Below are 25,515 nucleotides of genomic sequence, written 5' to 3' on the forward strand. Positions count from 1 at the left end.
GTTTCAAATTTCAAACAATTTTAAGAAATAATCATGGCTCAAAAAAGGAGGCATGCGTAGGCCTGATCAATGGTATAGTCACACTGAACTGGTCGGTCGTCTGTTTTACTTCGAGGCCATGTTGTCCCAAAAACTCATATCTTTTTGTGATGTTATTTAATCCAAGGCCTGTTGATTCCTGGTCGTCAGCCAGTTTTAGCTGAAGGTTATTTCTAACCGTTATCGTTTCGTTATCCAGACAAAGTATCTCCACATGAAGCGGTTTGTTTTTACCAATCACGTTGTGCTTGACTGCGTTTTCCACAAGCATTTGCAAGGACACGGGTACGATAAAAGCCGATTGACAATTCTTATCAACATTAATTGTAAATATCAAACCAGACTCAAATCGGGTTTTAAGCAGATAAAGGTAAGATTCAATAAAATTCAACTCCTCTTTCAATTCAATAATTTCCTTTTCAGGACTTTTGAGCACGTAACGGTACACCCTGGAAAATTGTCGCACAAATTCAACCGAGGCATTTGCGTCCATGGGTATCAAAGCACTCAGCACGCTCAGATTATTAAACAGAAAATGCGGGTTCACCTGGTTTTTCAAGGCCTGCAATTGCGCCTGGCTGCTGATTCTTTTATAGTTCTCAACTTCCTGATTACTTTTTTCAAGCTGCTGATGATATAAAAATATTACATTGATTGTGTTCAAGAAAAGATTTACCCGAAAACTGAACATCAAAAGCAGTTTCAAAGGAAGAATCCAGTCTACCCAATTGTGCGAGATGGTGTAATAGGAAGTAATTCCTCCCAGAAGCATTGTTGCAAAAAATACAGCCAATATGCTGGCTCCGAAACTATAACTGATCCTTTTCCAGAACGACTTAATTTCCATCGTGGAAAGAAAGTTGTCCAGCAAACGATTTCCTTCCCAGATTGCAATGGTCAAAATCAGAAAAAGCAGAAAAATGACCGGCTTGGGTGTAACGATCGGATAATGCTCAAAAGATTCTACCAGCAAGGTATTCATAAATGAATATCCTCCCAGTAAAATCATAAACAAAAACCGGTACCTGATCGAGAACATAGTGACGTATAGTAACAATAAAAAAAACATTGGTAAACTACCTAAATTCAGATCGTTTACCAATGTTAAGCAACAGTTTTATTATGGCATCAGGACTTTATCAATAACGTGCACGACACCGTTGGTAGCCAAGATATTAGCAGCTGTGATATTTGAAGCACCGCTTGTCGTACCAACCACTTTCGCACCGCCAGTCAGATTGAATGTTAGCTTGCCCGCTGTGTTCGCAGTAGCTACTTCACCTGAAACGTTTGGCAGATCTGTGGAGAACACACGGCCAGGAACAACGTGATAAAGCAAAACATTTGTCAAAAGTGTTCTGTTAGCCGGATCAAGTAAGGTAGCTTTTGGTGTTGTTTTGTACAACTCAGTAAATGCTGCGTTTGTCGGAGCAAATACCGTCAGTCCATTTGCAGAAGCCGTAGAAAGGGCTGTTGCCACCGCCGGATCAGCCGCCAGGACAAGAGAAACCAGCTCAGAAAAATCAGTGTTGGCCTGAGCCACCTGCACCAACGATTGTGTTGGCGGTACGATAACATTGTCAATTACATGAATCACTCCATTTGAAGCATCCACATCTGTTGCGATAACTTTGATGTTACCGTTAATAAAAACACCGTCTGCATTTTTCGACAAATAAATGTCGTTGTTGGCGTTAACAGTTTTAACGGCTCCACTTTTGACGTCAGCCGCTTTCACTTCACCGCTCACAACATGCGATGTCAAAATAGGTGTCAATGCGTCTTTCGTTAAACCATCCAGACTCGTAATACCCGCTTTTGTGAACGCCGCATTATTAGGTGCGAATACGGTGAAAGGACCAGTTCCCTGTAACGTTGTGACAAGCTCTGCTTTAGTCACTGCTGCAACCAGCGTAGAAAATTGAGCATCTCCGGACGCAACTGCAACGATATTCCCAACAGCTGGCGTCTGCGGTGTATCGTCGTCGTCGTCACTACAGGAAATAATCGTAGTTGCTAAGGCGGCAGTCAGAAAATACATGCTCAGTCTGTTTAATCTGCTTATTGATTTCATAGTAAAAAGGTTAATTATTGTGGACTAATTTATTTAGTTACTATCATTAACCTGCCTCGCGATCTTTTAATTGTTGCATCACAACCGAACGGAACAACGGCGGGAGTGAAACGTCTGTTTTGAAGGAGTGAACGGTTGAAGTGAAATTCTGGCGTGGATGTGACCGCATGTATGGTTATTCGCTTGCAAGCCATAAAATACCACTTCACCCTAACAATCCAACGCTTGCCCCTATATTGGCTTGGGGAATCTGTTTGATCTGACAAAATTTGGTAAATCGATAACCAAAAAGGACATGAAAAACTATCTATTACTCCTACTTACCTTTTTCGCCTTTCGGCCCTTGGTGGCCCAGCAACTTGTGCAAACGGTGCGCGGAACTATCCGTGATGAAGTAACAAAATCAGCAGTAATCGGTGCGTCCATCTTGCTTATTCAAGAGGAAGGACGAAATCCAGTTGGGGCTATAACCGATGTCAACGGCGAGTTCAAGATTACGGGTGTTCCTACGGGAAGACAATCTTTCCGGATCACATCAGTCGGTTATGAAGAAAATCGAATTTCCAATGTCATTGTCACCGCCGGAAAGGAAGTTATTACCAGTGTCACTTTGACTGAAACAGTGCGTTCACTCGACGAAGTTGTCATTTCTGCCGACAGGAAAAATGACAAAAGTAAAACCAACAACGAGCTGGCTCTTGTCGGTGGCCGCTCATTTAATATTGAAGATACCAAACGTTACGCCGGTGCCTTGGGCGACCCGTCAAGAATGGCGGCAAACTTCGCTGGCGTGGTTTCGGGCAACGATTCGAGGAACGACATTGTGGTCCGCGGCAACTCCCCTACCGGAATGCTGTGGCAACTGGAAGGACTTAACATCCCCAATCCGAACCACTTTGGCTCACTTGGAAGTACGGGCGGACCAGTCAGTTTGCTTAACAATAACACGTTGGACAAGTCTGACTTCATTACCAGTGCTTTTCCTGCACAATATGGTAACGCGCTGTCGGGCGTATTTGACCTGCGCATGCGTGAAGGCAACAACCAGAAGCACGAATTCCTGGGACAGGTTGGTTTCAATGGTTTTGAAGTCGGGGCGGAAGGACCGCTTTCCAAAAATTCGAAAGCCTCTTATCTGGTCAATTACCGATATTCCACGCTAGGTCTTTTCAAAGCACTGGGTATTGAATTTGGAACAGGCAGTGCTGTCCCAAATTATCAGGACCTCAATTTCAAGGTATCGGTGCCTACCGGAAAAAAAGGGAAACTTTCTGTATTTGGTATACTGGGAGAAAGCGATGTGGACTTTCTCGGCAATGATGTGGATACGACAGATACAAATTTGTATGGAAGCGAAAATGAAAACACCAGAGTAAAATACAAGACTAACATTCTGGGCCTTAGTTATGAATACAACGTGTCGCCGAAAACATTTGCGAAACTAACCCTTGGGACAAGCAATACGGACCAGAAGTTCAGCGGCGATTCTATCAGTGTTCTTACCCGTGAAGCATTTGCCAGTGGTGAAGCCAGGTTTAAGACCAGAAAAACTTCTGCGGTACTGAATGTGAGACACAAAGTCAATGCCAAGCACAGCCTCTACGCCGGAATCACGACGGATCTGCTCAACTTTGACCTATACAACCGGGATATTTATGATGGCGGTCGGTTTGATACGGTGCGGGTGAATGTCAGCGGGGAAAATACCGTCCTGACGCAGGCTTATGGACAATGGAAATACAGGATGAACAGAAATCTGCAATTAACCGCCGGCCTTCATGCGCAGCATTACAGCCTGAATGACAACTTTGCTATTGAACCTCGTTTTGGTTTACAATACACATTTGGCCAGGGGCAATCGGTTAGTTTGGGATACGGTTTAAATAGCCAGGCGCAGAATATTTACACGTATTTTGTACAAACAAAAACTGAAAAAGGTATAGTTTACAGCAATAAGGGCCTTGATTTCACCAAGAGCCATCATTATTCGATAAGTTATGAAAACCGACTTGCTGAAAACCTTTTATTGAAAGTTGAACCTTATTTTCAGGCATTGTATGACGTCCCGGTAGAAAGAAGAAGTTCCTCTTATTCGACACTCAACACGGGCAGTACTTTCGCGACAGACGACGAAGACAGCCTTGTTAACGCAGGAACCGGCAGAAACCTTGGCATTGAGCTGACGTTGGAAAAATATTTTAGCCAGGGTTACTATTTTCTGGTCACTACTTCACTGTTTGACTCCAAATACAAGGGAAGTGATGGCGTTGAGCGGAATACTGCCTTCAACAGCAGGTATGTGGTTAATCTGCTTGCCGGGAAAGAGATCAAAGTTGGGCGTAACCGTAATAGCGTATTGAGCGCAAGTATAAAAACCTCGTTCGTCGGCGGGAGATATACATCACCGCTAAACCTTCAGGCATCCCGCCAAAGAGGAGAAGCCGTTTACGATGAGAGCCAGGCATATTCTCAAAAACAGGATGCTTACTTCCGCACAGATTTGAGGCTTGCTTACCGGAAAGAGATGCGCAAAAGTACGCTCGAAGTAGCGGTCGATCTGCAAAATGTAAGTGGCAACAAGAATATTTTTCAGCAAACTTACAACGCAAGGACAAACAGTATTGCGACGGAATACCAACAGGGATTCTTCCCGGTGCCGATGGTAAGGTTCACATTCTGAAACAATTGGTATCTTTGATTACGCGGGTCGAATCAATACAACACATCAATGATTTGAATCGATTTATTTACCAGATTTAAACTCCCCGAACTCCGAAAATAATGTTCATAACATGGTTGCTGAATCAAAATACCAATTGAATGACTTTAAACTGCGCTTGGTTGGCATCCCGTTTTTTTCATTCGTAATACCGATGATCGTCCATTTTGATGATTTCACAAAGATGAACTACGGATATGCAGTCGCGGTAATTATTTCATTTTGCACGACGGTGGCACTTTGGGAAGGCAATCGATTTATTATATTGCGCATGCGCCAAAAGTTCCCCAATTATAGTGAGACAACGAAGAGGATACTGCTGGAGGCGATATTTGCTTTTTTATATACGTTTGTTGCTACCTTTTTGCTGGACGAAGTATTATGCAAAGGCATTCTCCATAAAGATGGTAATTTACTGGGTTTCCGCATCAGCCTGGTTCCAACCATTCTTGTATATCTGGTGTATGAGGCTGTTTACTTTTTCGAAGCGTGGAAAACGAATGTCCGCAAAACGGAATCTTTAATGAGGGAAGGTGTGCAGTCTCAACTGGAAGTACTTAAAAACCAGCTCGACCCACACTTTCTTTTTAACAGTATGAACACCCTTGCAGCATTGATCGATGATACCAATACGGATGCCCAGCAATATCTCGAACGCCTCTCGGACGTATACCGCTATGTTTTGGTGAGCAGGAATAAAAATACAGTTCTGGTTGAAGAGGAAATCGCTTTTCTTGACGCTTATGTATATTTGAACAAAATCAGATTTCGTGATAATTTGCTCGTTGAGAAAAATATATCACCAGAGACTTACAGGCAGCACGTCACGCCGCTGAGCCTCCAGATGCTGATCGAAAATGCGATCAAACATAATGTAGTGTCTAAGGAAAATCCGTTGAGAATATTGATCCAGCAGGAAGGCGATCAGTATCTGGTTGTTGAAAATAATATTCAGGAAAAGGCGATCATGGAAAAGTCAACGCGCGTCGGATTACAAAATATCATTAACAGATACAGCCTGCTGACCGAACGGCGTGTGCAGGTCATCCAGGACGGAGCAATGTTTACGGTCAAAATACCACTGATCAACCAACTGATTTGAATGTCTTCAATTTATGAATCTGAAATAAATCAATTGCTACTATGAAAGCCCTGATCATTGAAGACGAATACCCGGCAGCCGAACGACTGGAAAAACTGATTAAGAAACTTGATCCGCGTATAGAGATTGCTTGTGTGATTGACAGTGTGGAAGCTGCGAAGCGCTGGTTTAAATCCGGATCAACTGTTGATCTGATTTTTTCAGATATCCAGCTTTCCGACGGCCTGAGTTTTCAAATTTTCGACGCCTTTCCAGCACATAGTCCAATCATTTTCACAACTTCCTACGACGAATATGCGATCAAGGCATTTAAGGTAAAAAGCATTGATTATTTATTGAAGCCTATCAAATTACATGAGCTTCAACAGGCCATTGATAAGTATAAAAACTTCAAAGGAGATTTTTCGCCCCAGGTTTATGCACAAAAAATAGATTCATTACTCGAAAGCCTCGAAATACGCAATAGAACGCATAAGATGAGGTTTTTAGTTAAAAATGGAGAACAACTTATTCCAATACACCAAGAACAGGTTGCGTATTTTTACACTGCCAATGAACTGGCTTGCCTGGTTGGATGTGATGGACGGCAGTTTCTGATTGATTATTCTTTGGAGGAACTGGAATCAATGGTTGACCCGCTTAGTTTCTTTAGACTTAACCGCCAGTTCATTGCCAGAGTGACGGCGATTCAAAGGATACACAGTTATTTCAACGGTAAACTAAAAATAGACCTCCGTCCCGAAACTGCGCAGGAGGTGTTGGTAAGCAGAGAAAAAGCCTCTGCATTCAAAGCATGGCTGGACGGATAGGTTTCGAAGAATTTCTGAAAGTTTATTAACCCAAACTGACGCTGATTTTTGATTGAAATAACTATCATAATTCCTGCCTAATCAACTTCCGAATCTGTTATCAAAAGGGCAAATACAATCTTTGTTAAAAAAACCTATGTTATTCGAAAGTTTTGAATCCTTACACTTCTCGTTTTTTGTCAGAATATTGCTTTCTTTATAACCAGGTTTTCTGATACACAACATACACTGATTCAAGATGGTCAACAAACTTCGCCAACACATCATTGATCGCCTCGGAAGCGCTCCGGACAACATCGACGATGTTCTCGCAACTTTTCATACCCTAAAATTAAAGCGCAACGAAGTCATTTTGAAACAAGGGGAAATCTGCAAATACGTATACTTCGTAGCGTCCGGTTGTCTTCAGGTTTTTGTTTATGACAAAGAAATGAATGAAACTACCCGTGATATTATAACAGAAAATAACTGGTGCTCTGAACTGATCAGTTTTGGCGGCCAGAAACCTGCCACTGAAAATATCAGGTCAGTTGAACCATCAGATCTTTTAGCCATTGACCGCCAGGGTTTCCAACGATTGACTGAAACGGTTCCGCAGTTTGATAATATATACAAACAAATACTGGAAGCCTCCTATGCCAATTCGGTTTACAGAATCAATACTTTTGTTTCACTGACCGCGCTGGAACGAATCAAGTGGCTAATGGACTACCGCCCCAAACTCATGAGCAGGCTTTCCAGTAAACTTATTGCTTCCTACCTGGGCATATCACAGGAAACTTTCAGCCGGTTGAAAGGCAAGCTCTGAAACGTTGACATTTGTCAACACGAAACGGTTTTTAATTGTAGAATTTTGATTCATCAATCACAATTTAAAATCGCAGACAATGAAAGAGTACTTGCTTTTATTCCGCAATATCAGCGGAGACAACAGTTACATTCTTACACCGCAGGATATGGCCGAAGACATGCCGGCCTGGCAGGGGTGGATCGGAAACATTGCTATGCAAGGCAAACTGGTGGCTACACAACCGATTGAATATCAAGGAATGGTAATCAATAACGATGGTATTCATGATGGACCCGACAAAGGTGGAAACAACGTACTTGTAGCCGGATTCCTGATCTGTAAGGCAGAAAGCCCTGAGGAAGTTCAGGCGTGGAGCAAAACCTGCCCGATTTTAAAATACAAACATGGCAGTGTCGAAATACGTCCCGTTATTCCATTTCCCATTAATTAAGATTAAGCGATCATGGACAAAATTTTAAACCTCGGGCGATGGCTGTTTCCGCTTTCCTTTCTGATGTATGTAGGGCTGCATTTTGGTAAACCTGACGTAGGCGCAGCTTTCGTTCCCGACTATCTTCCGATGCCTTATTTCTGGAATTATTTCACCGCATTTTGCATCATCGCATTTATTGTCAGCGCGGTCATTGGCAAATACGACAAGCTTGCCTACACACTTATGGCGCTTTATGTAGTTTTAATGGCTGTGCTGGTTCACCTTCCCAGAGCGATGGGTCACGAATTGGGGGTCGAAAATATGACCACCGACCTGGCACAGGAGCAGGAACTTGAAATGGTTAACCTGTTTCGCAACATTATGGTTACCGGTGCTTTAATTGGCTTTGCACGTTTTGTGGCGCGGGATAAACGGGTCATCGGATAGCAGATATTATTATTCATAAATTCACCTTTAAACAACAAACAAAATGGAAAAATTAGGCGCAAATACCAATGCTCTGAATTGGTTCGAGATTCCGGTTAATGATATAGACAGGGCTCAGAAATTTTATGAAACAATTTTTGAAATAAACATGCAGCCTGTGGAAATGATGGGTATGCAAATGGCGATGTTTCCAACGGAAAGACCAAAATCCGGCGGTACGCTCGTGAAAAGCCCAAACCACAAACCAAGTACCGAGGGAGCCGTGATTTACCTGAATGCAAATCCTGATTTGCAACTTGTTTTGGACAGAATAGAAAGCGCCGGAGGTCAGATTGTTATGCCTAAAACGAACATTAATCCTGAAACCGGAAACATGGCATTTTTTATCGACACCGAAGGGAATATGGTGGGCATACACTCGGGAGAATAGATTATTTGAGTCAATAATCTAAAATCTTGTCAGTTTATTTTTGCTATTACAACGCTGAAATCGGTCAGAATGAATAACTGAAAAAGTAAAATTGTCAAAATTATCAAAAGCTGGCCATTTTTGGAACAAAGTTTGATAAAAAGCTTTCAAAGGCGCGATGCATCGAGAATTAAAATCATTGTTTAACTTTTAAAAAATAATAGTCATGTCAATTATCAAAAGGAACCGGAATTCATTTTCTGCAATCCCAGCGCTGGTCGACGATTTCCTTGGCCGTGAACTTTTTAACTGGGACAACAGTAATTTCTCTTCTACTCAGACTACTGTTCCGTCTGTTAACATTAAGGAAAATGCTTGAGAACTTCAGAGTGGAGGTAGCAGCACCTGGAATGGACAAGAAGGACTTTAAAATCCAACTTGGAAATAATTTGCTAACTATTTCGTCACTAAAAGGACAACAGGAAGAAAATAAGCATGAAGGGTACACCATAAGAAAATTCAGCTATCAGTCAATTCACGGAAGTTTCATACTTCCAAAGGATGTGGTTAACGAATAAGGCATCGTTGCGAGGTACGAAAATGGTCTACTTCAGTTAATTATTCCCAAAAAAGAGGAAGCCAAACAAAAAGGCCCTCGTCTGATCGAGATTGGCTAAACGATTGGATGACCAAATTGGCCTGCGTTCCCGCAGGCCAATTTTATTTAAAATTAACACATTTGTCATCAGCTAATAATTGAATATCAAACAGTCGAAGAAATAAACTAAGGAAAAATGTTACTACATTGTTGTCGAGATGAAACCCTTAGAGGGAAGGCTGGAAATCGGCAGGTTTCTGGTTAGTAGGGATCATTAATTTTCCTTTAAAACTTTTAATAGTCTCAAAGGAAAAACCGATGTTCTTCAATCTCAAATTTTGCTTCTTAATCTTCTCGAAATACACAGAGGTTCAGAATTGATTGTTGAAAGTATTTGCTGTAATCTTGAAGAATTGGCTGAAAACTGCAAGATAATCACCAAAAATGCCTTCAAATTTTTTAACCTTGAAAAATAAGGCATCCCCGATCGAATGGTGTTGCTTTCCAGTTGTTAAGCAAATAGGTAGCCAGAATATACGCAGCGTTTTCATTTTGACGGCTGGGATTGGTTGCCACTCTGGATCAGGCGGCAGTCTGATATTAACAATTCATTGTAATACTCGATCAAACAAGTGCCTGACACTGCCATCGGAACAAACACAAGATAACTAATGATCGAGTCATTTTTCCAGTCGTCATTCCTATTCAACGGAATTTATGCAGTCTAATAATTCAGGACGAGACAATATTAAAAATGAAAAAAGACTGCCTTATTCGAGACAGCCTCTTTTTTTGATGGTAACTTGATTTCTGATCTTTTAAAGTCTGTCATATTTGGAGAAGACATTTCCTATTCAGTATACCTATCATAAGTAACTGATTTTAAGTGACTTTTAATTTTAATGAGGCATTTCATACGAATGTAAGCACCTCCCTACGTAATCATTGTGCATTGATTTCTCCAACTTCTTTCACAATAACCGTAAAGTTATGAAAGGTCTCAGGGATCTTATTTTTAATCGAATCTGAGTTTGCTGAAATCATTACTAAAATAACATCGTGCCCCTTTTCCCGGGACTGCGCTACCCCTACTACGCCTGGAAAATCCAACCAGGAATCCGCGTTTTTAATTGCTTCTTCGATTTTCATATTTTTTTCATATTTACCTTTGGGGACACAAGAAACAAACACCCAGAACAAGCATAATATTAATACCTTTTTCATAATAAAAAAACGACCTTTATCGAAACAAAGGTCGTTATAATTTAAATGAATTTGATGCCTAATGATGACATAACGGGTGCAATGGGATTAATTATCGTGATAGCTGAAGAACCGGCAAACAGCAATCCAACTGCCTGGTTTTGCATGTTCAACACCAAACTACCCGAGTCCCCACCTGCACTCATGTCCGATGTGATAATTTGATTAACAAATCGGGCAACACGGCCTCCACCATATCCAACATTTACAGTACCATTAATGGCTTGTACTTTGCCAGTCGAATGTGCCGTAGTCCTACCACATTTTTGAACAATTTGGCCTACACTGGTGACAGCAGTTTGGTTGCAATAGCCGATCCAGTTAATTTCTCTGTTGAGGATATTAAAATCGCCTTCTGCTATTGCTGCATCAACTAAATTTGAGGCTCCTGCCGTAAAATTGATAGGCACATAGCGAGCCAGTTTCGCCACAATATCAGCAGGGTTCAAACCACCATCATAAGGACCCGGCTGTAAGATGGGATCTCCCAGACGCGCGTCATTTGTATTTGCCAATACATGGTTGTTGCTAAGAATATAATAGCGGGCGGTCTTTCCAACCGCCGGCGAAATATCTTTTACACAAGTTGCAATTGTTCCGGCAGTAATTTGGTAGTGGCCCACGCTTAATCCCCCTTGCACGGGTCGTTGGCGACGGGTTGTTTCCAGCGAACTACCTGCCATGATCACACCACTCTCAACGACATCGGTTTTAAAACCTCCAATGGTGGCAGGGATTAAATCATCAACACCTATTAAGTTTTTGTCCAGCTTGCTTTCAACATAAACAGTAAGGCTTGGATCACCTGTGTCTTTTCCATTTTTGACCTTGTGTGATATGGCCACACCCACTACGTTTTGGCGAGCGAGCAAGCTATTTTGCTCGATATTTTGTGTTTCGGCGAGTGAAAGGTATTCTCCTTTCATTTCGAATAAATTAATCATTTTGATGAAATTTAAGAGATGAAAATATTGCAGGAGTAAGAGAGAAAACCGTAGACTAGTCTACATAAATTGAAGGCATACCCAGGTAATTTGCCGCCCCGTCGCCGAAATTTAACCGTGCCGTTGAACCACCCCCACGTGCGTATACGTTAAACGAGGCTGTGACGCGCACATATGCCTGATCCCCTCCTCCGAAAAGCGTGCTGTAATACATGCTTCTCCACCCATCAAAACGGTCATTGACATTGATATTATCGTTACCCATGCTAAAAACATTGGTAGTCGCGGTCTGCTTGTAATTATATTGGTATCCTACGGTCGATAAATTAATTCCCACCTTTGCCTCTTTTGAATCCCAAAAACCATCATCCGCTTTTATAATATAAAATCCATGGAACGGCACCGATACTCTATGACTATAATTGCGACTTACACCTGGCCGATATACGAACCACCAGTCCATATACATCGTATATGAACCTGCCCCACTACCAAATAACCCTGAACCTGCTCCGTTAGCGTTAAGAAAGAAATCCATGTTGCCAGGATTATAACCTTGCCAGAAGACCCTGCCATCTGAGCCATGCAACGTTCCATAATATGGTGTGATGGTTCCAATCGCTCTGGCAGTAATAAATTGTCCACTAATCGAGTCAGGGAATATGGATGTTTCATTTGCTTCGGCAGGCTTTGATGCTTTGAGGATTTCTACTTCTGCATCGTCCTGAGATTTTGCTAAATCTGCAGCCTGTTGGTGCGCAACGTCAAAACTTTCAAGTGTTGTTAAAATGTCCTTTGGCAGGTTCTTTTTTAGCAATTTGATTCGCTCCTGGCCTCGTGTTTCCATAGCTGCCAGTTGGTCTGCCTCGGATTTTTGCAGTTGAATTACTTCTTCGCGACGGTCACTGACAAGTTGTTGCAACGTACTGTCCGAAAGTCTAAATTTCGTTTCCATAATCTTTGATTTTATTATTTTTGCCTACTCGAGATACTGTTTTCGGCGACCCAGTTTTATTGTCATGTTAGCTGATAAAGAGATTATGGCACGTTGGTTTATAAGAAACTGGCCTATCATCTTAAAATCAGCCATATAGGCTCTTTTGTCTTTTGCGTTTAAATGGAATTGTTTTGAGACCTAATTAATTGTGTCAATGGATTAGTCGCTATCTTTTGGAAAATGGAAACATCAAGTAGGATTTTTTTTACAGTGCCCAAGTTAAAGAGTCGAGGAAAGTGGCGATCCTGAAGGTAGATTACCATTTCGCAGTGAGCCTTCTATTAGAGAGTTTGCTGCGTGGATAGCGGATATTATTATTCATAAATGCACCTTTAAACAACAAACAAAATGGAAAAATTAGGCGCAAATACCAATGCTCTGAATTGGTTCGAGATTCCGGTTAATGATATAGACAGGGCTCAGAAATTTTATGAAACAATTTTTGAAATAAACATGCAGCCGGTGGAAATGATGGGTATGCAAATGGCGATGTTTCCAACGGAAAGACCAAAATCCGGCGGTACGCTAGTGAAAAGCCCAAACCACAAACCAAGTACCGAGGGAGCCGTGATTTACCTGAATGCAAATCCTGATTTGCAACTTGTTTTGGACAGAATAGAAAGCGCCGGAGGTCAGATTGCTATGCCTAAAACGAACATTAATCCTAAAACCGGAAACATGGCGTTTTTTACCGACACCGAAGGGAATATGGTGGGCTTACACTCAGGAGAATAGATTATTTGAGGCAATAATCTGAAATTTTGTCAGTTTATTTTTGCTATTACAATGTTGAAATCTGTCAGAATGAATAACTGAAAAAGTAAAATTGTCAGAATTATCGAAAGCTGGCCATTTTTGGAACAAAGTTTGATAAAAAGCTTTCAGATGTGCGATGCATCGAGAATTAAAATCATTGTTTAACTTTTAAAAAATAATAGTCATGTCAATTATCAAAAGGAACCGGAATTCATTTTCTGCAATCCCAGCGCTGGTCGACGATTTCCTTGGCCGTGAACTTTTTAACTGGGACAACAGTAATTTCTCTTCTACTCAGACTACCGTACCGGCGGTAAACATTAAGGAGACAGAAGACAGTTTTGGTGTAGAGGTAGCTGCTCCGGGACTAGAAAAGAAAGATTTCAAGATCCAGCTGGAAAACAACCTGCTGACCATTTCTTCACAAAAAGAAGTTCATGAAGAAAACCAACATGAGGGTTACAGTCGCAGAGAGTTCAGTTATCAGTCTTTCCAGAGAAGTTTTGTATTGCCGAAAGATGTCGTCAATGATGAAGGTATCGTTGCTCGATATGAAAATGGCTTACTGCAACTTATAATTCCGAAAAAAGAAGAGGCCAAACAAAAAGGACCGAGATTAATCGAAATTGGCTAATTTAGATATGGAAGACCTGTCAAATGGCAGGTCTTCCATTTTTTAATTGAAATCCAATCCCTGTAAGAACCAATCTCAAAATCTTTGAAGCGCAAACTATGGAAACTACTTATCAAATTGTTGTTCAAATGAAGGCCCTAAATGGAATCCTTGAAATAGGACGGTTTCTGCTCAGTACCGATAAAGAATTTGCATTCGAAACATTTAATAGTTTGAAAGGTAAAACTAAGCTTCCTGAAACCCAGGTTTTGCGTTTGAGCCTGCTCGAAACAACAGGACTTTCAGGCAATATCATCGGAATACTTGGCTGCAATCTGGACGAATTATCAGAAAACTGTAAGATAATAACAAGGGACGCTTTTAAATTTTTCAACCTTGGCATAATATAAAAAATGCCGTCAAAGTTGGAATAATTATTGCTTTTCCTGACATTGAAAAGCGTATCAGTTACCCACCTATTTTGTGTCCTTTGCAAGCTTTTTGATTAAGGAACCAATTGTAAGTCCCTGCACGATAATAGAAAAAAGTACAATTACAAAAGTGATGGAGACGATTATATTTTTATATGGGCTTGATGGTAACGAAAGCGCAAGCGCAATAGAAATTCCACCGCGGAGACCTCCCCAGGCCATTATTTTCAATGTACCATGTCCAAGTTGCCTTTGAAACCTGAATGCAATTGCGGTAGAATAAAGTACAATAAATCGAACGACAATAATCATAACTGCGGTAATCAGCCCGATGATCACATAACTTACTTCAAAAGTAACAACAACAATTTCCAAGCCGATAAGGAGAAATAATATCGCATTAAGAATCTCATCGGTAACTTCCCAGAATTTGCTTAAATAATCCCTCGTTATATCGCTCATCGCACGCGCCTTTCCTCTGTTTCCGGTCATTATACCAGCGACAACCATGGCCAGCGGGCCAGAGACGTGGAGGAAATGACAAAGTGAATACCCTCCCATGACCATCGCCAGCGAAATCAGGATTTCTGTTTGAAAATGATCAATCGATTTCATTAGCTGATAACCCACGAAACCTATTATTCCTCCCATAAGCATGCCGCCTACTGCCTCCTGAAGAAACAACATTCCAATCTGGGCCGCACCAAAATTCTCAATACCCACAGACGCGATCTGAATTAATGTCGCAAAAATTACCACACCTATACCATCATTAAAAAGAGATTCGCCAACAATATTGGTTTCGACGGTTTTGGAAAGTTTCGCCTTCGTGAGAATTCCCATTACTGCGATTGGGTCAGTCGGAGCAATCAGTGCGCCAAGGAGAAGGCAGAAAACAATTGGTATTGGAATATCGAATAATAATGTTAGATAATGAAACCCGTAGCCAACGATAAAGGTAGAAAGTATTGTCCCTATTACGGCAAAGCTTGTAATGGTCTTTGCTGATTTCCTCAAGTCGGAAAGGTGTATGTGCAACGAGCCGGCAAAAAGAAGGAAGCTTAAAAGAATTCCCAAAATGAATTCAGAAAAATCAATTAATGCCAGTTCTTTTACTACTATCGCTGAAAAACGGCTCGAAGTATTACCTAATGCAATCACTGCCAATGCTACGACCGAACCCATCAGCATCAGGCTTATACCAGATGGAAGTTTCAAGAAACGGACATTGATATAAGAGAAAAGCGCGGCGAGCGATATCAAAATTGAGAAGAGGACAAATAATTCCATGGGCGCTGTTTATGTTGATTTTCGTAAAATTAAATATTTAGGTTATGCACGTTTTCCATTTTTCAGCGGAGTTTAGGTTGGAATGAGCATGCGGAATAACTTATGGAAACTGGCAACCATTTCCTTTGTTAGAGATCAGACACTTGATATAGTAATTAAAAATCTTTCTTCGAGCAGTGTAACGTATTCCTTATTCCGAAAACATGGAAGTAGTAGACATAACCATGCCAACAAGATGATCAGCAAGTATTTTAAAGACCGGCTCTTTGTACGTCTACCTGAGCTGCGATATTGAGTAATTTATTCCTGTGAAGTTGAAATGAATTGTATGTGCTGAGTGACTGGCATGATTATAAGACCTTCATAAATGTGTTTTTAATTTTCGAAGGAATTTTGCCAGTCGTAATTGTCTGGGTTGAACGTAAAAACTGGGATTACAAAACGCCACCCCAAGCTTTATTCATGTCACCTTTCGCCAGGAAGCTGAATTACGTATCTCGAAAACTTTGCCTGAATTGTTAAGTCAACGAGTGAGATAGATCTGTCGGGATTTAGACATTCTGGCCTTGTACACACTTTTATTTTAAAATATAAATAAAAAGGATTGCAGGTTAAATTATAAATATGACGCATTTTTTAAAGAAAAAATACCTGAAAACGGTAAATAGCATAGCTTTTTTTCCTGCAATTATTGCGCTGGGATTTCTTGTTTTGTGTGGTACGATGATATCACTTGACCATTCCGAGTTAGGAAAATCAATAAAGGGTCAGCTTCACTGGCTGCGATTGAAGGATGCTTCAACGGCAAGAAGTATTATTGGTGCAATAGCGTCCGGAATTATTTCGCTCACTGTATTCAGCTTTTCGATGGTGATGATTGTGCTTAATCAGGCGGCATCGCAAATGAGTAACCGTGTATTAGGCCAACTGATCGGAAACAAATTCCAGCAGATCATTTTAGGTATATACATCGGTACAATTATATACGCATTTTTTCTGCTAAGCACGATCCGTGACATTGATTCCGGCATTTACATTCCTGCTCTCAGTACCTATCTCTTGATATTTTTTACAATATCAGATATTTTTCTCTTTATCTATTTTCTGCATTACATCACCCAGTCTGTAAAATACGAGGTCGTTATACAACGGATATTTGATGATACGCTCAACGCTCTCAAAAAAACTTGCCCCGGGGAAGTGCCTCCTACTATCGTCACTCAGCCGGAGACACCTTACCAGATCAGATCTGTTAAGTCAGGAATATTTGAAAGTATTAATCTGGAAGGCTTAACACAACTTTGCGAGGAACATCACGTTGAAATAGCTGTCCAGCTGACTCCCGGAACATATGTGCTGACAGGAACACCACTTATTTCTACCAGCAAATCTCTGCCGGAAAATGTCCGGCAACTGTTTCTTGAACAGGCTTCATTCTCTGTCAATCAAACCATTATTGAAAATTATGCTTACGGTTTTAGTCAGCTACGGGAAATAGCATTAAAAGCCCTCAGCCCTGGGATTAATGACCCCGGCACCGCCATCATAAGCTTACGTGCACTTTCTTCGTTGCTATTATACCGATCAAGCCATTTCCCTGAAAATAACGTTAGAAATGATCAGGGAGTAGCCATAATAATTATTCCGCAAATAGGTTTCGAAACAATCGTATTTGACATCTTAAATCCGATATGGGATTATGGGAAAGATGACAGGTTGTTATCCAAAGAGCTGTATCTGATTTGTTTACAACTAAAAGATTTAACTTTTAACGCGATTTTCGATCAAATTTTAAGCAAAATAGCTGCACATCAGTTAACAATAAAATCATTATCGGAATAACTAAATTGTTTCCTTCGGCAATCCATAAGGAACAAAATACCTACCAGCCAAACACATCTTTCACATAAGTGCGGCTCATCTTCCATGATTCAGAAACCGGGCGTTTCGGCGGTTCGTCAAAAGCAAGCTCGACCGCAACTCTTCCTTTATAACCAATCCTATTTAATGCTTTTGCAACAGCCTTAAAATCCGTCTCACCCTCGCCTACCGCTTCTGTCCACTTGCCATTTTCCTTTTGGTCCCGGATATGCAGATACACAATCTGCTTTTGATAAGTGTCAATAAACCAGACCGGATCCACTCCTCCCCGAATCAGCCAGTTAAGATCAGGCCCTAACTTGATATCCGGAATTCTCGCAATTGTTCCCTTCAAATCGTGAAAATTGTTTTCAACCTCGTAAGTATGATTATGCAGGTTAAGGGTAATGCCTTTTGATTTGCAAATTGGTATTAATTTTTTCAATAAATTGGCCTGGGCATCCAATTCCTCATCCGTTTTAATGCGTTTTGCATTTCCCACCGAAACCCCGAAAGTCTCTCCACCCAACTGGTGCAGCCTGTCGACAACGGTCGTGGCATAAGAAAGAATTTCATCATGTTTTGACTTATTCCACATATCGGTACCAAACGAACAACCTGTTACCGGAAGATTATGTTTTTTGATCAGTGCTTTAATTCGTTCGACAGAATCATCGGCTTTTAGCAAAATATCCATCAGTTCAATTCCTGAATAACCCGCCGATTTGATGTCAGCAAATACTTGTGGCAAGTCAGCAGAACAGTCCCATGTAGGCGGATACTTACTTGCATAAACCCAGAGATGGGCAGATACCTGAACGCCATTTTCGAAAAACATACTATTTGCTTGCCGTGGAAACAAGGAAGCAAATAAACCTGCTGTCGCCAGGGCGGAGGTTTGTATAAATCGACGACGCGGTATATCAGTAAGCTGATTTTTCATAAGTATTTGAAATTAATTGTTTTAAAAAAGCTCACATTCAACATTCGAGACCAAGAATGCTTCATTATCGATGACATTATTCCAGACTAAACGTGATATAACCTCCATAATAGCCTTTACCAGGATTTGGGCTGACTGCCACAGTGATATATTGTTTTTTACCAATTGAATAAGTGGACGGCACCGCGGTCGCACTTCCAGGCAGTTCTTTTTCCCAAAGGATCTTACCGGTTTTCTGATCAAAAACACGAAACATCTGATCAACCGTTGCCCCGATAATGATAAGTCCGCCGGCGGTAGCAATTCCTCCGCCACGAGTAAAAATTCCAGAATTTTTTATGCCTTTCGCTTCCAGTTTTTTATCAACGCCAAGCGGGACCTGCCACAAAATCTCGCCGGAGTTCAGATCAATAGCATTTAAAGTAGCAAACGGTGGCTTGATCGCCGGAATACCATTCGGATCTTTGAAAAATTCATAACCGGAGAAACCATAAGGCTCTTTCGTCGCCGATTCATCGCCATCAGACGTTTTCCCATTATCCGCTACTTCATCGATCCCTTTCAGAAAGGCAGTGATAGCATCGATCTGTTGTTGCGGTAAATGCTGAAACGATGGCATTGGCTCAGCTCCTTTTTTGATGAAATTTTCAAGATTTTCTCTTACGTAGCTCTTCACTTTTAAAGAAATATCAGGCCCGAAATTGGTACCCTTCTGATCCGCTCCGTGACAACTGCTGCAATACATTTTGAACAAATTTTCGCCACTTTCAGCATTGTCTTTTTTCAATGACTTAATATCTTTCAACTGAAGAAACCAGGGCATATCGATCGCATTGACAAACATGACACCCGTATTTGGATTGAAGGAGGCGCCACCCCAGTTTGCACCGCCGTGCGCGGCAGGTACAACGAGCGACCCATGAAGGCTCGGCGGTTCATAAATACCTGTGTTATATTTATTTTCTGCGATCTGGTCTTTGATAAATTGTGTTACTTCCGGCGATATAGTGCTGAAATATTCCGGCTTAAATCCCTGCCGCGAAAACGGCGCAGGTTTGCTTGGTATGGGCTGGGTGGGCCAGGGTTTTTCTCCCGGCATTTCACTTTTGGTTGGAACCGCGACTTCGTTAATAGGGAACAACGGCTTGCCTGTTTTCCGGTCAAACATGAAAACGTAGCCCATTTTTGTTACCAACGCTACACCATCGATTAGTTTTCCATCGTGTTTTACCTGCACAAGATTTGGCGGAGAGCCGTTATCCCGGTCCCACAAATCGTGGTGCGTCGTCTGAAAATGCCATATTCTCTTTCCCGTTTTAGCATCCAGAGCCAGCAGACAATTGGCAAATAAATTTTCTCCTTCCCGGTCGGCACCGTAAAAATCAAAAGATGGCGAAGCAGTAGGAACGTAAACGATTCCCAATTTTTCGTCCAGGGCCATACCACCCCAGCAATTTGCACCCCCGTTTTTCTGCCTGGCATTTTTTGGCCAGGTTGTATATCCAAACTCACCTTCTCTTGGTATGGTATGGAAAACCCATTCCAGCTTCCCGGTATTTACATTGAAAGCTCTTATGTCACCAGAAGTAGACGGAAGCTCATCGGGAACTTTGCAGCCAACTATAAAATAATCTCCGTAAATAACGCCCGGCGCATTGGCAGTAACATGGACCCGCTTTTTCATCGACGGTTCAACAGAAAGTCCTGTATAAAAATCTACTTTTCCCTGATCTCCGAAATCTTTTATCAGTTTTCCTGTTGAAGCATCGACGGAATAAAGCGTTGACCCAAAAACAAAAAGTAAGGCGTCGGGTCTTCCATTCTTGCCGGGATGAAAAGTAACTCCGCGGGTCCAGGTACTCACGTCAGTACTGTCAGGAAAAAACTCCCAAATAAGCTTTCCGGTTTCCGGGTTAAGTGCTACCAGCTTATCGCTTGGCATAAAAGCAAACATTCTGCCTTTCACGATCAGTGGATTAAATAGAATACTGGACCCGTCCTTGCTATCCTGATAATTCCAAACCTCCTTCAACTGGCTTACGTTCTGCGTATTGATGATCGAAAGAGGAGAAAATTTATTGTTTGAAGCGTCGTGACCGTAATGGATCCACTCGTCATCTACGGAGGAATTCTGATGTTTTTCGGGTACGAAAGCAATGAGTAATGCCAGGAAAAGTGACCCGGCCAATAAACCAGTAAGAGATTGGTATTTGTTTTTTATCATAATATCAAATGATGTTCCGGTGAAGGTTTTATCTCGTCTTTCTGGCTCACAGGCCGTTACTCAGTAACTTTTCATGAATAAACTGCCTGGCCCTTGGCACATCTGTTTCATCAAGATGCTCAATGATGATCGGGATATTCGGATATTTCCTGGCGAGCCGTTTGAGATACAGATCATAATTGAGAGAACCAAGCCCTGGCGCAGGTAATTCGATCATGCCCACGCCACGGAGTGCATGTGCCTCGTCGCCGTCGATATCGGCCATCACCACGCCAACGGAGCTTGAAGCCAGCTTTACATCCTTCGCATGAGCAATTTTTATTTTATCAGACAAAGCATCAAATATCTTGTTGATTGTCAGATCAATGGCACCGATATTATGCTCGTCGAAATAATTGGTGGGATCCATCAGCAGGCCCAGATTTGGATGGTCAATATCGGCGAAGAGCCGCAGCGTTTCATCAACTGATCCGATGACATTGTTCACGTAAGTTTCCACGCAAAATGTTACGCCATGCTGACGGGCAAATTCGACAAGTTCACCGATCACATCCCTGCATTCAGTATAACCTTCCTCAGTTTTATTTCTCGGATCCGAAACCCAGTCACTTTCCAAATGATATGTCCCCGTTTCACTGATGACATAGGGGGATCCTAATTCGTTGGCATACCGGATGATCTGCCTGAGATGATCCAGATTTGCCTTGCGTTTTTCGGGTACCGGGTGTACGAGATTGGTATACCCTGAAATGCAGCATATTGGCAAATTATTATTTCTGAATGTGTCCCTGATCTTTTTGGCTATTGCCGAATCGAGTGCGTTTGTCGACAAATCCATGTCCTTGAAGGATACGTCCAGCTGCACGGTATTGAAATCAAGTGCCCTGATACGGGCAGCAGTTTGTGCCAAATCGTAAGGGAAATAACCGGTAAAAATTCCAACCTGAATCATAAGATCATGACATTATTTCTTCAAGAATATATTTCTGCAATCTCCACGGCCCGGTGCTCTCTTGCTGAAACGTAGCAGGCGTCTACCAGGGCCATTGTTTTCAAATTATCCTTCCCACCGATCTCAGGCTCCTTATTTTGTTCCAAGGCCACCAGCAATTGCGCCATAGGCCCGGCAAAGGCATCAGGAAACCAGGCCTCTTGCCAGCGTGGACGTTGCCAGCCAGAAATATTTTTGCAGGTGAAATCCAATGTGCTCGGGCTGTGGGCCGGATAATTTGGCCAACCGATACTTCCCTTCGCCATACCGTCCAGGCCTTCCACACGGTAATTAATGTAAATATCTTCCTCAGCACCTTCGCGGGCGGGACCTGTCCAGACATCGTCCCAGGAAGAGGCGCGCATACCATTTTCGTATTCGAGAATATACAGTGCGATGCCATCCTCGTGGGCAAATTTTGAAACTGTCCGCGGATCCTGCGCAACACTGCAATAAACACTTTTCGGGTCTCCAAACCAGTAGCGGAATGTGTCCAGATGGTGAATGCTCATTACCCTCAAAGTAAGCCAGCCCATACCCGCCTGCCAGCCTGTCCAGTGTGGGATTGCCCGCATGTCGATCGAGCCAAAAACCGGTTTACCAAGCAATCCTTTGTTTAACAGATCTTTGCAGGCCCGTACCGACTGGTCATAGCGCATATTCTGGTTTACACCCAAAACGACGCCTGCGTCCTCACAGATACTGACTATTTCCAAAGCCTCAGAATAATTCATCCCCAGGGGTTTCTGAGCCAAAATCGCCCTGATGTTTTTGTGTTTGACAGCCTCTTTGATAACCGCAATCTGCCCATCGGGCGGAACAGCGATGTCAACCACCCCCACTTCAGTATCCGCAAACATTTCCTGATATGTGCCGTAAACCTTTGAAATATTATGCCGCTGTGCAACTTTCTGGCTGTTGGCCAAGGTCCGAGAGGTGATCGCTACCGGATTGAATCCGGCATTTCTATAAGCTACCAACTGGCAGTCGGCCATAATGAAACCGGCCCCAACACAGCCGATACCAATGGATTTATTTTCAGGAAAAACAGGTAAATATTCAAGTTCAATATGCATCCCAAACCTGTTAAGAACGATTTAAATCCTGCAAAGTAATTTCAGCATCTTTGCTCAAAAAGTCGGCTTGCTTGACAACCTGTTTGCCGCTTTCCAGCAGAGCATTATCCGCAACCATTTTTACAGGTTCGATACAAGACGTATTTTTTTCCCTGAAAGGTTTGTTGAAGGACAGATTATACGCCGAAATAACCGACCAGCGTGGCTTATCTGATAAATTGGCATCCGAACGGTGCAGAATATTGCTGTGAAAGAAAAGTGTATCGCCTGCTTTCAGTTCCACATAAACCAGTACACTGTTTTTCTCAGCTTCCGCTACGAAATCCGGATCTGCGCCCTGTTGCTCACCAACAAATGAGTGCTCAAAACGCTGCATCTTATGGGTTCCTTTCAAAACCTGCAAACAACCATTTTCAATATTTGCGTCCGTGAGCGCAACCATCACTGAAATCATCGCTTCCGGATACAGAAAACCATTTTTATACCAATAGCCGTAATCCTGATGCCATTCCCATGCGCCTCCCTTTTTGGGTTCTTTTTGCATGACCTTGGAATGAAAATGGCAAACTTCTCCTGCATTTCCGAGCAGCATTTCTACTGCTTTTACCATACGCTCAGACCTGGACATAAGCCCGAAAGAATCGTCGCCCGGCGTAAACCAAAGTGTCAGTTTTGTACGGTTTCCGTTTGTGTCTTTAAGATCAAAAGCATGACTCGTCACACTATCATCCGTTGCCAGACTATACAAGAGATTAATTTCTTCCTGACTAAAAAAATTACGTTTAATTAAAAACCCATCTCTTTCAAAATCTGATTTTTCGGTAATATTAAATTCTTTGCCCATGGTTCAGTTTGTTCTATTATCAAAATATAGATAAATGTTCTTGAAATATTAACAATACAAAATAGCAGTATATTTCGGCGCATTTCTATCAGAATATCACTAGTTTTATATGTTATTTTGAATATCGTGGCCGAAATAATACCTGAAACTTAGAACATACCAGATGAAACCACTTATTCAGAAGTTACCGATAGACAGTAGTTCGTCATTTGTGGCCAGAACATACACAACGCCGTATTTTGAAACACCCTGGCACCAACACGAAGAGTATGAACTCCTTATAGAGACTATGGGGCAAGGGTCGGTATTTGTTGGTGACTTTATTGGCGAATATGAAGCAGGTGATGTCTTTCTGCTTGGCAAAAACCTGCCGCATTGGTTTCGGAAAAAGGATTCAGAATCTACGGGAAGTGCTGTGGTTGTTCAGTTTAAGGAAGAAATTTTTGGAGAAACGTTTTTAAAACTTCCCGAAATGCAACAGATAAGCAACCTTTTAAAAAATGCGTCACACGGCATTGCGCTAAAAGGCGACCTTAAAACAACGGTTGGTAATACCTTGAAATCAATAGAATCATTGACAGGTTTTTCCCAGCTTTCGGCTCTGCTGAACAGCTTGAACCAGATCAGTATTTCAGATCAAATAACCTTCCTGACCAATTCGCCGATCATTAGTTTTTCTAAACAGGATCAGGACCGTATCCATAAGGTCTTTGAATACACGATGCAAAATTTTCAAAACAAGATCCTGCTCAAAGATGTTGCAGCCATAACCAACCAAAGCGAGTCGGCTTTCAGCCATTATTTTAAGAAAAATACCAAGAAAAATTACATCCAATTTTTAACCGAAATAAGAATTTCGCACGCCTGTAATTTACTTCTGACCACAGAAAAGTCGGTTACCGAAATATGTTATGAAAGCGGATTTCACAATTGGTCCAATTTCAGTGAACATTTTAACAAAATATTAAAACAGTCACCGATGAAATATAGAAAAGGATCAGTTCGTGAGGAGAGGCTTGAATTAATGTCTGAATCCAATAATTAACTATTATCAGGATCAGAAAATACCGCTTTTTTTGATTTAAATTCTCACACAACAAACACATAATTTAATCACGATGCAGAAGCACTTTCCGAATCCTGCTAAGTGTCGCGGGAGTCATACCCAAATATGAAGCAATCATAGCTTGGGGAATACGGTTGATCAGCGATGGAAAGGAGGAAATCAAAGAACGGTACTTATCTTCTGCGGTCTGACTAATGGACGCATGAATTCTTTTTTGGGTATCAATTACATAATTAATATCGTTCTTTCGATTTACCACCTCGACAGCGGGGACTAACTTTTGAAGGAAAGAATATTCACCCTTTGAAACTACAAGGATCTCGGAATCCTCCAAAGCTTCGATAAAATACATCGTTGGAATATCGAGATTGTAACTCTCATAATCATAAATCCAAGCATCTTCTAGTCCAAACCGGATAATATGCTCACCACCCCTGTCATTTACAGAAAACATTCGAAGCGCCCCCTGATTGATAAACGCAACATGCTTACATAATTCACCTTCCTGAACGAAATACTGATTCTTTCGCAAACGCCTGAATTTAAAGGTATTTCTAATCAAGTTTTTCTCCTGATCCGACAGTAACATTTCTGAAACTTTCTGTATCTGAAAGTTTAAGTTATCCCGGGCAATAGCGGACCTGTTTAGGGTGCTTGTGAAATGTTTCATTGTTGATTTTTAAAAATATAAATCAAACAATATGCCAATTATAAATACCTGTTAATCAATCATTTAAAAAAATTAGCTATTGAAAAATTAATGATATATCATCACTACAAACTCGATATAGCGAATA

26 protein-coding genes and 1 pseudogene are annotated in these 25,515 nt (G+C 41.6%); 14 read left to right on the forward strand and 13 right to left on the reverse strand.

Annotation, left to right across the window (positions count from 1 at the left end; genetic code table 11):
• Positions 1-31: 31 nt before the first annotated feature.
• From L0657_RS21865 to L0657_RS27960, 3 genes are all read right to left on the reverse strand, one after another.
• On the reverse strand, positions 32-1,048 hold the full coding sequence (locus tag L0657_RS21865; RefSeq protein WP_235152896.1) for a sensor histidine kinase: 1,017 nt from the start codon (positions 1,046-1,048) through the stop codon (positions 32-34).
• A 111-nt stretch (positions 1,049-1,159) separates the two neighbouring features.
• Complete coding sequence (locus L0657_RS21870) at positions 1,160-2,113, reverse strand: fasciclin domain-containing protein (RefSeq protein ID WP_235152897.1); 954 nt, start codon at positions 2,111-2,113, stop codon at positions 1,160-1,162.
• Positions 2,114-2,159: 46 nt separating this feature from the next.
• Positions 2,160-2,282 (reverse strand): hypothetical protein, encoded by a 123-nt coding sequence (locus L0657_RS27960; protein WP_255718121.1) that lies wholly within the window; start codon positions 2,280-2,282, stop codon positions 2,160-2,162.
• A gap of 126 nt (positions 2,283-2,408) precedes the next feature.
• On the opposite strand from L0657_RS27960, the gene L0657_RS21875 reads away from it, so the two are divergent.
• The 9 genes and pseudogenes from L0657_RS21875 (at position 2,409) to L0657_RS21915 (ending at position 9,499) form a co-directional block, all read left to right on the forward strand.
• Entirely contained in the window at positions 2,409-4,793 is a 2,385-nt protein-coding gene (locus L0657_RS21875) for a TonB-dependent receptor (protein ID WP_235152898.1), read from the forward strand.
• A 112-nt stretch (positions 4,794-4,905) separates the two neighbouring features.
• Positions 4,906-5,934 (forward strand): sensor histidine kinase, encoded by a 1,029-nt coding sequence (locus L0657_RS21880; RefSeq protein WP_235152899.1) that lies wholly within the window; start codon positions 4,906-4,908, stop codon positions 5,932-5,934.
• 41 nt (positions 5,935-5,975) lie between these two features.
• On the forward strand, positions 5,976-6,743 hold the full coding sequence (locus tag L0657_RS21885) for a LytTR family DNA-binding domain-containing protein (RefSeq protein ID WP_235152900.1): 768 nt from the start codon (positions 5,976-5,978) through the stop codon (positions 6,741-6,743).
• 238 nt (positions 6,744-6,981) lie between these two features.
• The gene (locus L0657_RS21890; protein ID WP_235152901.1) at positions 6,982-7,551 is read left to right on the forward strand and encodes a Crp/Fnr family transcriptional regulator; all 570 of its coding nucleotides are present in this window, start codon (positions 6,982-6,984) and stop codon (positions 7,549-7,551) included.
• Between the two features lie 79 nt (positions 7,552-7,630).
• Positions 7,631-7,984, forward strand: a complete 354-nt coding sequence (locus tag L0657_RS21895; RefSeq protein WP_235152902.1) for a YciI family protein — start codon at positions 7,631-7,633, stop codon at positions 7,982-7,984.
• 63 nt (positions 7,985-8,047) lie between these two features.
• Positions 8,048-8,413 carry a hypothetical protein gene (locus L0657_RS21900; protein ID WP_235152903.1) on the forward strand — a complete coding sequence of 122 codons (366 nt, stop codon included), beginning with the start codon at positions 8,048-8,050 and terminating at the stop codon, positions 8,411-8,413.
• A gap of 43 nt (positions 8,414-8,456) precedes the next feature.
• The gene (locus L0657_RS21905; protein ID WP_235152904.1) at positions 8,457-8,843 is read left to right on the forward strand and encodes a VOC family protein; all 387 of its coding nucleotides are present in this window, start codon (positions 8,457-8,459) and stop codon (positions 8,841-8,843) included.
• 205 nt (positions 8,844-9,048) lie between these two features.
• Positions 9,049-9,201 carry a hypothetical protein gene (locus tag L0657_RS21910; protein WP_235152905.1) on the forward strand — a complete coding sequence of 51 codons (153 nt, stop codon included), beginning with the start codon at positions 9,049-9,051 and terminating at the stop codon, positions 9,199-9,201.
• Positions 9,202-9,232: 31 nt separating this feature from the next.
• A pseudogene (locus L0657_RS21915) lies at positions 9,233-9,499 on the forward strand (Hsp20/alpha crystallin family protein).
• 863 nt (positions 9,500-10,362) lie between these two features.
• Here the strand turns inward: L0657_RS21915 and L0657_RS21920 are convergent.
• Genes L0657_RS21920 through L0657_RS21930 form a run of 3 tightly spaced genes read right to left on the reverse strand, consistent with a single transcriptional unit; the run spans position 10,363 to position 12,582 of the window.
• Entirely contained in the window at positions 10,363-10,644 is a 282-nt protein-coding gene (locus L0657_RS21920) for a hypothetical protein (protein ID WP_235152906.1), read from the reverse strand.
• Between the two features lie 41 nt (positions 10,645-10,685).
• Positions 10,686-11,627, reverse strand: a complete 942-nt coding sequence (locus L0657_RS21925) for a S1 family peptidase (protein ID WP_235152907.1) — start codon at positions 11,625-11,627, stop codon at positions 10,686-10,688.
• A gap of 55 nt (positions 11,628-11,682) precedes the next feature.
• The gene (locus tag L0657_RS21930) at positions 11,683-12,582 is read right to left on the reverse strand and encodes a hypothetical protein (protein ID WP_235152908.1); all 900 of its coding nucleotides are present in this window, start codon (positions 12,580-12,582) and stop codon (positions 11,683-11,685) included.
• Positions 12,583-12,972: 390 nt separating this feature from the next.
• On the opposite strand from L0657_RS21930, the gene L0657_RS21935 reads away from it, so the two are divergent.
• The 3 genes from L0657_RS21935 (at position 12,973) to L0657_RS21945 (ending at position 14,403) form a co-directional block, all read left to right on the forward strand.
• The gene (locus L0657_RS21935; RefSeq protein WP_235152909.1) at positions 12,973-13,359 is read left to right on the forward strand and encodes a VOC family protein; all 387 of its coding nucleotides are present in this window, start codon (positions 12,973-12,975) and stop codon (positions 13,357-13,359) included.
• 205 nt (positions 13,360-13,564) lie between these two features.
• A complete protein-coding gene (locus L0657_RS21940; protein WP_235152910.1) occupies positions 13,565-14,014 on the forward strand; it encodes an Hsp20/alpha crystallin family protein in 450 nt (149 codons plus the stop codon).
• Between the two features lie 98 nt (positions 14,015-14,112).
• Positions 14,113-14,403 carry a hypothetical protein gene (locus tag L0657_RS21945; protein ID WP_235152911.1) on the forward strand — a complete coding sequence of 97 codons (291 nt, stop codon included), beginning with the start codon at positions 14,113-14,115 and terminating at the stop codon, positions 14,401-14,403.
• 66 nt (positions 14,404-14,469) lie between these two features.
• On the opposite strand, the gene L0657_RS21950 is transcribed toward L0657_RS21945, so the two are convergent.
• Positions 14,470-15,714 (reverse strand): sodium:proton antiporter, encoded by a 1,245-nt coding sequence (locus L0657_RS21950; protein WP_235152912.1) that lies wholly within the window; start codon positions 15,712-15,714, stop codon positions 14,470-14,472.
• 624 nt (positions 15,715-16,338) lie between these two features.
• On the opposite strand from L0657_RS21950, the gene L0657_RS21955 reads away from it, so the two are divergent.
• Entirely contained in the window at positions 16,339-17,556 is a 1,218-nt protein-coding gene (locus L0657_RS21955) for a DUF2254 domain-containing protein (RefSeq protein WP_235152913.1), read from the forward strand.
• A 40-nt stretch (positions 17,557-17,596) separates the two neighbouring features.
• Here L0657_RS21955 and L0657_RS21960 read toward each other — a convergent pair whose 3' ends face one another.
• The 5 genes from L0657_RS21960 to L0657_RS21980 all read right to left on the reverse strand — a co-directional run bounded on the left by L0657_RS21960 (position 17,597) and on the right by L0657_RS21980 (position 23,652).
• Positions 17,597-18,517 (reverse strand): sugar phosphate isomerase/epimerase, encoded by a 921-nt coding sequence (locus L0657_RS21960; RefSeq protein WP_235152914.1) that lies wholly within the window; start codon positions 18,515-18,517, stop codon positions 17,597-17,599.
• Positions 18,518-18,593: 76 nt separating this feature from the next.
• The gene (locus tag L0657_RS21965; RefSeq protein ID WP_235152915.1) at positions 18,594-20,741 is read right to left on the reverse strand and encodes a PQQ-binding-like beta-propeller repeat protein; all 2,148 of its coding nucleotides are present in this window, start codon (positions 20,739-20,741) and stop codon (positions 18,594-18,596) included.
• A gap of 46 nt (positions 20,742-20,787) precedes the next feature.
• Positions 20,788-21,693, reverse strand: coding sequence for a sugar phosphate isomerase/epimerase (locus tag L0657_RS21970; RefSeq protein ID WP_235152916.1), 906 nt, complete (start codon positions 21,691-21,693; stop codon positions 20,788-20,790).
• Between the two features lie 20 nt (positions 21,694-21,713).
• Complete coding sequence (locus L0657_RS21975; protein ID WP_235152917.1) at positions 21,714-22,808, reverse strand: Gfo/Idh/MocA family protein; 1,095 nt, start codon at positions 22,806-22,808, stop codon at positions 21,714-21,716.
• Between the two features lie 10 nt (positions 22,809-22,818).
• Entirely contained in the window at positions 22,819-23,652 is an 834-nt protein-coding gene (locus tag L0657_RS21980; RefSeq protein WP_235152918.1) for a phytanoyl-CoA dioxygenase family protein, read from the reverse strand.
• Positions 23,653-23,815: 163 nt separating this feature from the next.
• Between L0657_RS21980 and L0657_RS21985 the strand changes: the two genes are divergently transcribed.
• Positions 23,816-24,697, forward strand: coding sequence for an AraC family transcriptional regulator (locus L0657_RS21985; RefSeq protein WP_235152919.1), 882 nt, complete (start codon positions 23,816-23,818; stop codon positions 24,695-24,697).
• 64 nt (positions 24,698-24,761) lie between these two features.
• Here the strand turns inward: L0657_RS21985 and L0657_RS21990 are convergent, their stop codons facing one another.
• Entirely contained in the window at positions 24,762-25,388 is a 627-nt protein-coding gene (locus L0657_RS21990; protein WP_235152920.1) for a Crp/Fnr family transcriptional regulator, read from the reverse strand.
• Positions 25,389-25,515 lie beyond the last annotated feature (127 nt).

Origin of the sequence: Dyadobacter sp. CY345 (assembly GCF_021502725.1) — a bacterium.
Taxonomy (GTDB): Bacteria; Bacteroidota; Bacteroidia; order Cytophagales; family Spirosomataceae; genus Dyadobacter.

Coding starts and splice junctions, on each gene's coding strand:
- L0657_RS21865 (WP_235152896.1), bottom strand. CDS start 1,048: ATGATTTTACTGGGAGGATATTCATTTATGAATACCTTGCTGGTAGAA.
- L0657_RS21870 (WP_235152897.1), bottom strand. CDS start 2,113: ATGAAATCAATAAGCAGATTAAACAGACTGAGCATGTATTTTCTGACT.
- L0657_RS27960 (WP_255718121.1), bottom strand. CDS start 2,282: ATGCGGTCACATCCACGCCAGAATTTCACTTCAACCGTTCACTCCTTC.
- L0657_RS21875 (WP_235152898.1), top strand. CDS start 2,409: ATGAAAAACTATCTATTACTCCTACTTACCTTTTTCGCCTTTCGGCCC.
- L0657_RS21880 (WP_235152899.1), top strand. CDS start 4,906: ATGGTTGCTGAATCAAAATACCAATTGAATGACTTTAAACTGCGCTTG.
- L0657_RS21885 (WP_235152900.1), top strand. CDS start 5,976: ATGAAAGCCCTGATCATTGAAGACGAATACCCGGCAGCCGAACGACTG.
- L0657_RS21890 (WP_235152901.1), top strand. CDS start 6,982: ATGGTCAACAAACTTCGCCAACACATCATTGATCGCCTCGGAAGCGCT.
- L0657_RS21895 (WP_235152902.1), top strand. CDS start 7,631: ATGAAAGAGTACTTGCTTTTATTCCGCAATATCAGCGGAGACAACAGT.
- L0657_RS21900 (WP_235152903.1), top strand. CDS start 8,048: ATGTATGTAGGGCTGCATTTTGGTAAACCTGACGTAGGCGCAGCTTTC.
- L0657_RS21905 (WP_235152904.1), top strand. CDS start 8,457: ATGGAAAAATTAGGCGCAAATACCAATGCTCTGAATTGGTTCGAGATT.
- L0657_RS21910 (WP_235152905.1), top strand. CDS start 9,049: ATGTCAATTATCAAAAGGAACCGGAATTCATTTTCTGCAATCCCAGCG.
- L0657_RS21920 (WP_235152906.1), bottom strand. CDS start 10,644: ATGAAAAAGGTATTAATATTATGCTTGTTCTGGGTGTTTGTTTCTTGT.
- L0657_RS21925 (WP_235152907.1), bottom strand. CDS start 11,627: ATGATTAATTTATTCGAAATGAAAGGAGAATACCTTTCACTCGCCGAA.
- L0657_RS21930 (WP_235152908.1), bottom strand. CDS start 12,582: ATGGAAACGAAATTTAGACTTTCGGACAGTACGTTGCAACAACTTGTC.
- L0657_RS21935 (WP_235152909.1), top strand. CDS start 12,973: ATGGAAAAATTAGGCGCAAATACCAATGCTCTGAATTGGTTCGAGATT.
- L0657_RS21940 (WP_235152910.1), top strand. CDS start 13,565: ATGTCAATTATCAAAAGGAACCGGAATTCATTTTCTGCAATCCCAGCG.
- L0657_RS21945 (WP_235152911.1), top strand. CDS start 14,113: ATGGAAACTACTTATCAAATTGTTGTTCAAATGAAGGCCCTAAATGGA.
- L0657_RS21950 (WP_235152912.1), bottom strand. CDS start 15,714: ATGGAATTATTTGTCCTCTTCTCAATTTTGATATCGCTCGCCGCGCTT.
- L0657_RS21955 (WP_235152913.1), top strand. CDS start 16,339: ATGACGCATTTTTTAAAGAAAAAATACCTGAAAACGGTAAATAGCATA.
- L0657_RS21960 (WP_235152914.1), bottom strand. CDS start 18,517: ATGAAAAATCAGCTTACTGATATACCGCGTCGTCGATTTATACAAACC.
- L0657_RS21965 (WP_235152915.1), bottom strand. CDS start 20,741: ATGATAAAAAACAAATACCAATCTCTTACTGGTTTATTGGCCGGGTCA.
- L0657_RS21970 (WP_235152916.1), bottom strand. CDS start 21,693: ATGATTCAGGTTGGAATTTTTACCGGTTATTTCCCTTACGATTTGGCA.
- L0657_RS21975 (WP_235152917.1), bottom strand. CDS start 22,808: ATGCATATTGAACTTGAATATTTACCTGTTTTTCCTGAAAATAAATCC.
- L0657_RS21980 (WP_235152918.1), bottom strand. CDS start 23,652: ATGGGCAAAGAATTTAATATTACCGAAAAATCAGATTTTGAAAGAGAT.
- L0657_RS21985 (WP_235152919.1), top strand. CDS start 23,816: ATGAAACCACTTATTCAGAAGTTACCGATAGACAGTAGTTCGTCATTT.
- L0657_RS21990 (WP_235152920.1), bottom strand. CDS start 25,388: ATGAAACATTTCACAAGCACCCTAAACAGGTCCGCTATTGCCCGGGAT.